The sequence below is a fragment of the uncultured Bradyrhizobium sp. genome, assembly GCF_964252615.1.
Lineage (GTDB): Bacteria > Pseudomonadota > Alphaproteobacteria > Rhizobiales > Xanthobacteraceae > Bradyrhizobium.
In genome coordinates this window covers 1-7,449 of sequence record NZ_CAXUNQ010000089.1, presented here as the reverse complement: position 1 = coordinate 7,449, position 7,449 = coordinate 1, and the positions used below count along the sequence as shown (strand labels likewise).

Below are 7,449 nucleotides of genomic sequence, written 5' to 3'. Positions count from 1 at the left end.
GTCAAGCCCGGCAATGACGGCGAGATGTGTGCGTATGGTAGGTCAAGCCCGGCAAGGACGATGAGATGTGTGCATCCAGTAGGGACGAGCCCGGCCGTCCACGTCCTTCTTGCCGCTGTTTGGATGCCCGGCACAAGGACGGGCATGACGGGGTATCGGGTTGGTGTGCTGCGCTGCGAATATGCATCGCTCCTCATCCGTTCGTCCTCTTTCATTTCGCGGGTGCGTGCTTTACTTGGGGAAGGCCGCGGCACAGGCGGCAGAGCGGGGAGGCGATCCATGGCCATGACGATGAACGGCGAAGTCCAGCTTGCAGCGCCGCGCGCGATGGTATGGGAAAAGCTCAACGATCCCGAGGTGCTTAAGGTTTGCATCCCCGGCTGCGAGGAGCTGGAAAAAACCGAAGACAACGGATTTCGCGCGGTCGCGAAAATGAAGGTCGGTCCGGTATCGGCGCGCTTCAAGGGCCGGGTGACCCTGAGCGATCTGGATCCGCCCAACGGCTATAAAATCTCGGGCGAGGGCGAGGGCGGCGTTGCCGGTTTTGCCAAGGGCGGGGCCACGGTGGCGCTGACCGAAAAGGACGGCGGCACCCTGCTGAAATATGATGTCGAGGCGCAGATCGGCGGCAAGCTGGCCCAGCTCGGGCAGCGGCTGATCAACGGTTCGGCCAAGAAACTCGCGGATGAATTTTTCGCCAATTTCGCCAGGGCCGTACAGGGTTGATGCCATAATCAACGAGTCGTCGCCGCGAAGGCGGGGACCCATACGCCGTGTCGCCGCGTTGTGGCAAAGCTGCTTTCGCCAGCAAGGCCGGGGGTTATAGTCCCCGCCTTCGCGGGGATGACTCGTGGAAAGGCGAGGTTGCTCATTGCCGTGATGGCCCATATTATGGCCTTGGAATGATTTGAAATGACTGCGCTGCCGCAGTGCGGGCGCAGATGAAGAGAGTGCTGATGGCCAAAATTTCCCTGATCGTCAACGGCAATCCCGTCAACGCCAATGTCGACCCGCGCACGCTGCTGGTGCAGTTCCTGCGCGAGAATCTGCGGCTGACCGGCACCCATGTCGGCTGCGACACCTCGCAATGCGGCGCCTGCGTCGTGCATCTCGATGGCAAGGCGGTGAAAGCCTGCACCATGCTGGCGGTGATGGCGGACGGGCACGAGGTCAAGACCATCGAGGGCCTTGCCGCTGACGGTGCTCCGCTGCATCCCATGCAGGAGGCGTTCCGGGAGCATCACGGCCTGCAATGCGGCTTCTGCACCCCCGGCATGATCATGACCGCGGTCGACCTGGTGCGTCGGCGGGGCCACGACCTCAGCGATCACACCATCCGCGAGGAGCTCGAGGGCAATCTCTGCCGCTGCACGGGCTATCAGAACATCGTGGTGTCGATCGCGGCCGGCGCCAAGGCGATGGCGCAATCCGAGCTCGCGTAACCACTCCATCGCGCGGCGACCTTGCCGAAGGACCCCTTATGTACGAATTCAAATATCATCGCCCGGCGACGGTGCGTCAGGCCGCCAATCTGCTGGTCAAGAATGAAGACGCCAAGCTGATCGCCGGCGGCCACACGCTGCTGCCGGTCATGAAACAGCGGCTCGCGAACCCGCCGCATCTGATCGATCTTTCGCATATTCAGGGTCTCGACGGCATCGAGATGAAGGGACGTTCCCTGGTGATCGGCGCCACCGCACGGCATGCCGAGGTCGCCGCTTCACCCATCGTCGGCGAGACGATTCCGGCATTGGCCGAACTCGCCGGTCTGATCGGCGATCCGGCGGTGCGCCACAAGGGTACCATCGGCGGCTCTCTCGCCAACAACGATCCCACTGCCGATTATCCGGCGGCATGCCTTGCGCTCGGCGCCACCATCGTCACCAACAAGCGCCGCCTGAAACCGGAAGAGTTCTTTCAAGGTTTGTTCACCACCTCCCTGGAGAGCGATGAAATCATCACCAGGGTGATGTTTCCGGTGCCGAAGAAGGCCGCCTACATCAAGTTTCGCAACCAGGCCTCGCGCTACGCGCTGGTCGGCGTGTTCGTGGCCAGGCGGGCGTCCGATGTTCGCGTTGCCGTCACCGGCGCGGGATCGGACGGCGTGTTCCGCGTCACCGCGTTCGAGGAAGCGCTGAAGACGCGTTTCAACTCAAAAGTCCTCGACGGCCTGTCAGTGCCGGCGGATGGATTGAACAGCGACCTGCACGGCAGCGCGGAATATCGCGCGCATCTGATCTCGGTACTGACGCGCCGCGCCGTCGACGCCGCGAACGGCAAGGCGTGATTTTGCGAATTCCTGACGTATCAAGATCGAGTCTCTCATGAGTGCATCGGCGCTGCCTGATTCGGTCGATGCGACGCTCGACATGCTCACCAGGCGCGGCTATCTCGCCGAGCGGTCGCTGGCGACGGTGGTGTATCTGTCCCTGCGCATGGGACGGCCGCTGTTTCTGGAAGGCGAAGCCGGCGTCGGCAAGACCGAGATCGCCAAGGTGCTGTCGGCTGCATTGGGCCGCAAGCTGATCCGGCTGCAGTGCTATGAGGGGCTCGACGTCGCCTCCGCGGTTTACGAATGGAACAGCGCGTCGCAGATGATCGCGATCCGCCTTGCCGAAGCCGCTGGGGATACCGACCGCGACCAGCTCTCCAGCGACATTTTCGCCGAGCGCTATTTGATCAAGCGGCCGCTGCTGCAGGCGTTGGAGCCGGACGTCGCCGGTGCTCCGGTGCTGCTGATCGACGAGCTCGACCGCGCGGACGAAGCCTTCGAGGCCTACCTGTTGGAAATCCTCAGCGATTTTCAGGTAACGATCCCCGAACTCGGCACCGTCAAGGCGCCACAGCCTCCGATCGTCATCGTCACCTCGAACCGCACCCGGGAAATTCACGACGCGCTGAAGCGGCGCTGCCTGTATCACTGGGTGGATTATCCCTCCGCCGAGCGCGAACTGGCGATCGTCAAATCGCGCGTGCCCGGCATCTCGGCAAAACTGTCGCAGCAGGTGGTCGGCTTTGTGCAGGCGTTGCGCGGGCAGGATTTCTACAAATCCCCCGGCGTTGCCGAAACCATTGACTGGGCGACCGCACTGACCGAACTCGACGCCCGCTCCCTTAACCCGCAGGTGGTCGGCGACACGCTGGGGGCGCTGCTGAAATATCAAGACGACATTGCGCGGATGCAGGGCGACAATCTGCAGAAGGTGCTGAAGGAAGCGGCCAGCGAGAGCTAGCCCGCAGGGCGGATCAGCGTTGCGTAATCCGCCATCCGTTGCAGCCGTCGGCGGGTTACGGAATGACGATGGTAAGGGTTACGCAAGGACAATGCCTATCGATCACCTCAACCCGCCCACCGGCCTGATCGCGGACAATGTCGTCGGTTTTGCCCGCGCGTTGCGCGCCGCCGGCATTCCGGTCGGCCCCGGCGCGGTGATCGATGCGTTCAACGCGCTGCGCGTGATCGATATCGGCAACCGCGCCGACGTCTTCACCACGCTGCAATCGGTCTTCGTCACACGCCACGAACATGCGCTGGTGTTTGCGCAGGCGTTCGACCTGTTTTTCCGCGCGGCCGAGGAATGGAAACATCTGCTGGATTCGATTCCGCTTCCCGATCACGCCAAGAAGAAGCCCCGGCCCGCCTCGCGCCGTGTCCAGGAGGCGATGTCGCAGCCGTCGATGAGCGAAGCGCCGCAAGCCCACGAGCAGGAACTGCGGCTGTCAGTATCCGACAAGGAAGTATTGCAGAAAAAAGACTTTGCGCAGATGAGTGCGGCCGAGATCGCGCAGGTCACCCGCGCCATCGCGCAGATGAAGCTGCCGCAGGCCGAATTGCGCACCCGGCGCTACCAGCCAGACGCGCGCGGGCTGCGGCTGGATTTGCGGAGGACGTTGCGCGGGTCCTTGCGCACCGGCGGTGACATTGTCGACATCCGCCGCCTCGGCCTGATCGACAAGCCGGCGCCGATCGTGGCATTGCTCGATATCTCCGGCTCGATGAGCGAATATACCCGGTTGTTCCTGCATTTTCTGCACGCCATTACCGATGCGCGCAAGCGCGTCTCGGTGTTCCTGTTCGGCACAAGGCTGACCAATGTGACCCGGGCGTTGCGGGCGCGCGATCCGGACGAGGCGCTGGCAAGCTGTTCGTCCGCGGTGCAGGACTGGGCCGGCGGCACCCGCATCGCCACCTCCCTGCACAGCTTCAACAAACTATGGGGCCGCCGCGTGCTGGGGCAGGGCGCCATCGTGCTGCTGATCTCGGACGGGCTGGAACGCGAGGCGGATGCCCGGCTGGCATTCGAGATGGACCGGCTGCACCGCTCCTGCCGCCGGCTGATCTGGCTCAATCCGCTGCTGCGGTTCGGCGGCTTCGAAGCCAAGGCCCAGGGCATCAAAATGATGCTGCCGCATGTTGACGAATTCCGCCCGGTACATAATTTGAGTTCGATCGAGGGACTGATCGCAGCGCTGTCCTCAACATCGACATTGCATCACCGCAGCCTGGTTCGCCCCGCAGCTTGAAAAGAGGCTCCCCATGCTCAATCGCGACGAAGACATTCTAAAAGCGGCTGAGGACTGGCATAAGGCCGGCCACGGTGTGGCGCTGGCGACCGTGGTGGAGACCTGGGGTTCGGCGCCGCGCCCCGCGGGCTCCAGCCTGGTGATCAACAACGACGGCACATTCCTGGGGTCGGTATCCGGCGGCTGCGTCGAAGGTGCCGTGGTCACCGAAGCGCTCGACGTCATCGAAAGCGGCCAGCCTAAAATGCTGGAATTTGGCGTCGCCGACGAAACCGCGTGGAATGTGGGCCTGTCCTGCGGCGGCACGATCCGGGTGTTCGTCGAGAAAGTCGGGCAATCGTGAAGCTTGAAACGCTTTCACAGATCAATGCCGAGCGCGCCGCCCGGCGCCCGGTGATCGTGATCACCGACGTGGTCGATGGCTCGCAACGCATGGTGAAGGCCAGGGATATCGCCGCCGATCCGCTCCAGGCCGAACTTGCAAAGCAGTTGCGCACTGGCAAGAGCGGCATGATCGAGGCCGGCGGCAACAAGCTGTTTCTCAACGTCTACGCGCCGACCGCGCGGCTGGTCATCATTGGCGCGGTGCATATCAGCCAGGCGCTGGCGCCGCTGGCGCGCTCGCTGGACTACGATGTCTATGTGGTCGATCCGCGCACCGCTTTCGCTTCGCCGGAACGTTTCGCCGACGTGCCGCTGTTCGCCGACTGGCCCGACGTCGCGCTGCCGCCGCTCAACGTCGACCGCTACACGGCTTTCGCGGCCTTGACCCACGATCCGAAAATCGACGATCCGGCGCTGCTGCATGCGTTCGAGCGGGACTGTTTTTACATCGGCGCGCTCGGTTCGCGAAAGACCCATGCCAAGCGTGGCGAGCGGCTGAAGGCGCAGGGCGCTACCGATGCCGACATCGCCCGCATCCACGCCCCGATCGGATTGAACATCGGCGCGGTGTCGCCATCGGAAATCGCGGTCGCAATCATGGCGGAGATTACCGCGACGCTGCGACTGCCCATTGAGCGCGCGGCATGAAATTTGGTCCTGCGAGTCCGGCGGACGCCATCGGCGGCGTCACCGTCCACACGCTGCGGCAGGGATCGCTGGTGCTGAAAAAAGGCACCACCATCGGGCCTGCGGAGGTCGAAGCACTGACCCGCGCCGGCGTCAAGGACGTCGTCGTCGTCCGGCTGGAAGATGGCGACGTGTCGGAAGACGTCGCCGCAGCCGGCATCGCTCAGGCCGTTGCCGGGGAAGGCGTCAATGTCGAGCGTGCCTTTACCGGGCGCGCCAATCTGTTTGCGGCCAAAGCGGGCGTGCTGGTCGTGGACCGTGCCGCGGTCGACCGCGTCAACGGCGTCGATGAAGCCATTACGTTTGCCACGCTGACCGCCTTCAAGCCGGTAGTCGAAGGCGAGATGATCGCCACCGTAAAACTGATCCCGTTCGGGGTTGAAGCGACGCTGCGCGACGCGGCGGTGGCGGCGGTCAACGGCGGTGCGATGCGGATCGCACCCTATACCGTCAAGCGCGTCGGCATCGTCTCGACGCTTCTTCCCGGGCTGGCGCCGAAGGTGATCGAGAAAACCTTGCGCGTTACGGCGGAGCGGCTGGCGCCGGCCGGCGCGGCGATCATCGCCGAGCGCCGCGTGCCGCATGACGAGGGTGCGCTGGCCGCCGCGATGGAGGAGTTGCTTGAACTTGGGGCCGAGCTTGTGATCGTGTTCGGCGCTTCCGCCATTGCCGACCGGCGCGACGTGATTCCGGCGGCGATCGAGCACGTCGGCGGCGCCATCGAGCATTTCGGCATGCCGGTCGACCCCGGCAATCTCCTGCTGATCGGCAATGCCCGCGGTGTGCCCGTGCTCGGCGCGCCGGGGTGCGCGCGCTCACCGGTGGAAAATGGTTTTGACTGGGTACTGATGCGCCTGCTCGCCGGCTTGAAGGTGACGCGCGCGGATCTGACCGGGATGGGCGTCGGCGGCCTGCTGATGGAAATCGTGACCCGGCCGCAGCCCCGCGTTCCGGTCGGCGCCGATGGCAACCGCAAGGTCGCCGCGGTGATCCTGGCGGCGGGCCGCTCGACCCGGATGGGCGGCCCGAACAAGCTGCTGGCCGAACTCGGCGGCAAGACGCTGGTCCGGATCGTCGCCGAGCAGGCCCTGGCCTCGAAGGCGGCCGAGGTCATCGTGGTGACCGGGCATCAGGCCGCCGAGGTCGAAAAGTCGCTCGGCGGACTCAAGGTGAGGTTGGTGCGCAATCCGGAATTCGCCGCAGGACTGGCCGGTTCGGTCAAGGCGGGAATATCGGCGGTCCCTGAGGATGTCGATGCCGCAGTGGTCTGCCTTGGCGACATGCCGCTGATCGATGCGCAATTGATCGACCGGCTGATCGACGCCTTTGCGCCGGACCGGGGTGGTCTGATCGTGGTGCCGGTGAGCGACGGCCGGCGTGGCAACCCGGTGCTGTGGTCGCGGCGTTTCTTCAGCGAGTTGATGACGCTGGATGGCGATATCGGCGCACGGCACCTGATCGCCAGGCATGGCGAGGCAGTGGCGGAGGTCCCGGTCGAGGGCCGCGGCGCGTTTCTCGATATCGATACGCCTCAAGCGCTTGAGGCGGCGCGGCTGGCGCCGCCCCAGGGCGTCGACGGATGATGCCGGTGTCCCGAACGCGGTGCGGCGTTCTTATGCCGCTCCGCAGAGCCGGACCGTACCGATCGATCTGTCATGGCCGGGCTTGACCCTGCCGGATGCACACATCGCACCGTCATTGCCGGGACATCAAGCCCGGCAATCCATCCTGCTTCGCAAAAGCCTTTTGCGAACAGCGATGGATACGCGGGTCAAGCCCGCGGTTGACGCAGCGTGTGGTGCGGCGTCTTGCAATATCGCGCTCCACGGGGCGCGTTCCCCGGACGCAGCGCAG

General features: G+C 64.6%; 8 protein-coding genes. All 8 read left to right on the top strand.

Annotated features, from left to right (window positions below; all coding sequences use genetic code 11):
• The first annotated feature begins 279 nt into the window (after positions 1-279).
• The 8 genes from ACFE72_RS23830 to ACFE72_RS23795 all read left to right on the top strand — a co-directional run bounded on the left by ACFE72_RS23830 (position 280) and on the right by ACFE72_RS23795 (position 7,178).
• Entirely contained in the window at positions 280-726 is a 447-nt protein-coding gene (locus tag ACFE72_RS23830; protein ID WP_375415597.1) for a carbon monoxide dehydrogenase subunit G, read from the top strand.
• Positions 727-956: 230 nt separating this feature from the next.
• Positions 957-1,442: a (2Fe-2S)-binding protein gene (locus ACFE72_RS23825; protein ID WP_375415596.1), complete on the top strand. Its 486-nt coding sequence runs from the start codon at positions 957-959 to the stop codon at positions 1,440-1,442.
• A gap of 38 nt (positions 1,443-1,480) precedes the next feature.
• The gene (locus tag ACFE72_RS23820) at positions 1,481-2,287 is read left to right on the top strand and encodes an FAD binding domain-containing protein (protein ID WP_375415595.1); all 807 of its coding nucleotides are present in this window, start codon (positions 1,481-1,483) and stop codon (positions 2,285-2,287) included.
• Positions 2,288-2,324: 37 nt separating this feature from the next.
• Positions 2,325-3,233, top strand: coding sequence for an AAA family ATPase (locus tag ACFE72_RS23815; RefSeq protein WP_375415594.1), 909 nt, complete (start codon positions 2,325-2,327; stop codon positions 3,231-3,233).
• Between the two features lie 91 nt (positions 3,234-3,324).
• On the top strand, positions 3,325-4,524 hold the full coding sequence (locus ACFE72_RS23810) for a VWA domain-containing protein (protein ID WP_375415593.1): 1,200 nt from the start codon (positions 3,325-3,327) through the stop codon (positions 4,522-4,524).
• Positions 4,525-4,537: 13 nt separating this feature from the next.
• The gene (locus tag ACFE72_RS23805; RefSeq protein ID WP_375415592.1) at positions 4,538-4,867 is read left to right on the top strand and encodes an XdhC family protein; all 330 of its coding nucleotides are present in this window, start codon (positions 4,538-4,540) and stop codon (positions 4,865-4,867) included.
• Positions 4,864-5,556 (top strand): XdhC family protein, encoded by a 693-nt coding sequence (locus ACFE72_RS23800; RefSeq protein WP_375415591.1) that lies wholly within the window; start codon positions 4,864-4,866, stop codon positions 5,554-5,556. Before ACFE72_RS23805 ends, ACFE72_RS23800 begins: the two co-directional genes overlap by 4 nt.
• Positions 5,553-7,178: an NTP transferase domain-containing protein gene (locus tag ACFE72_RS23795; RefSeq protein ID WP_375415590.1), complete on the top strand. Its 1,626-nt coding sequence runs from the start codon at positions 5,553-5,555 to the stop codon at positions 7,176-7,178. Before ACFE72_RS23800 ends, ACFE72_RS23795 begins: the two co-directional genes overlap by 4 nt.
• Positions 7,179-7,449 lie beyond the last annotated feature (271 nt).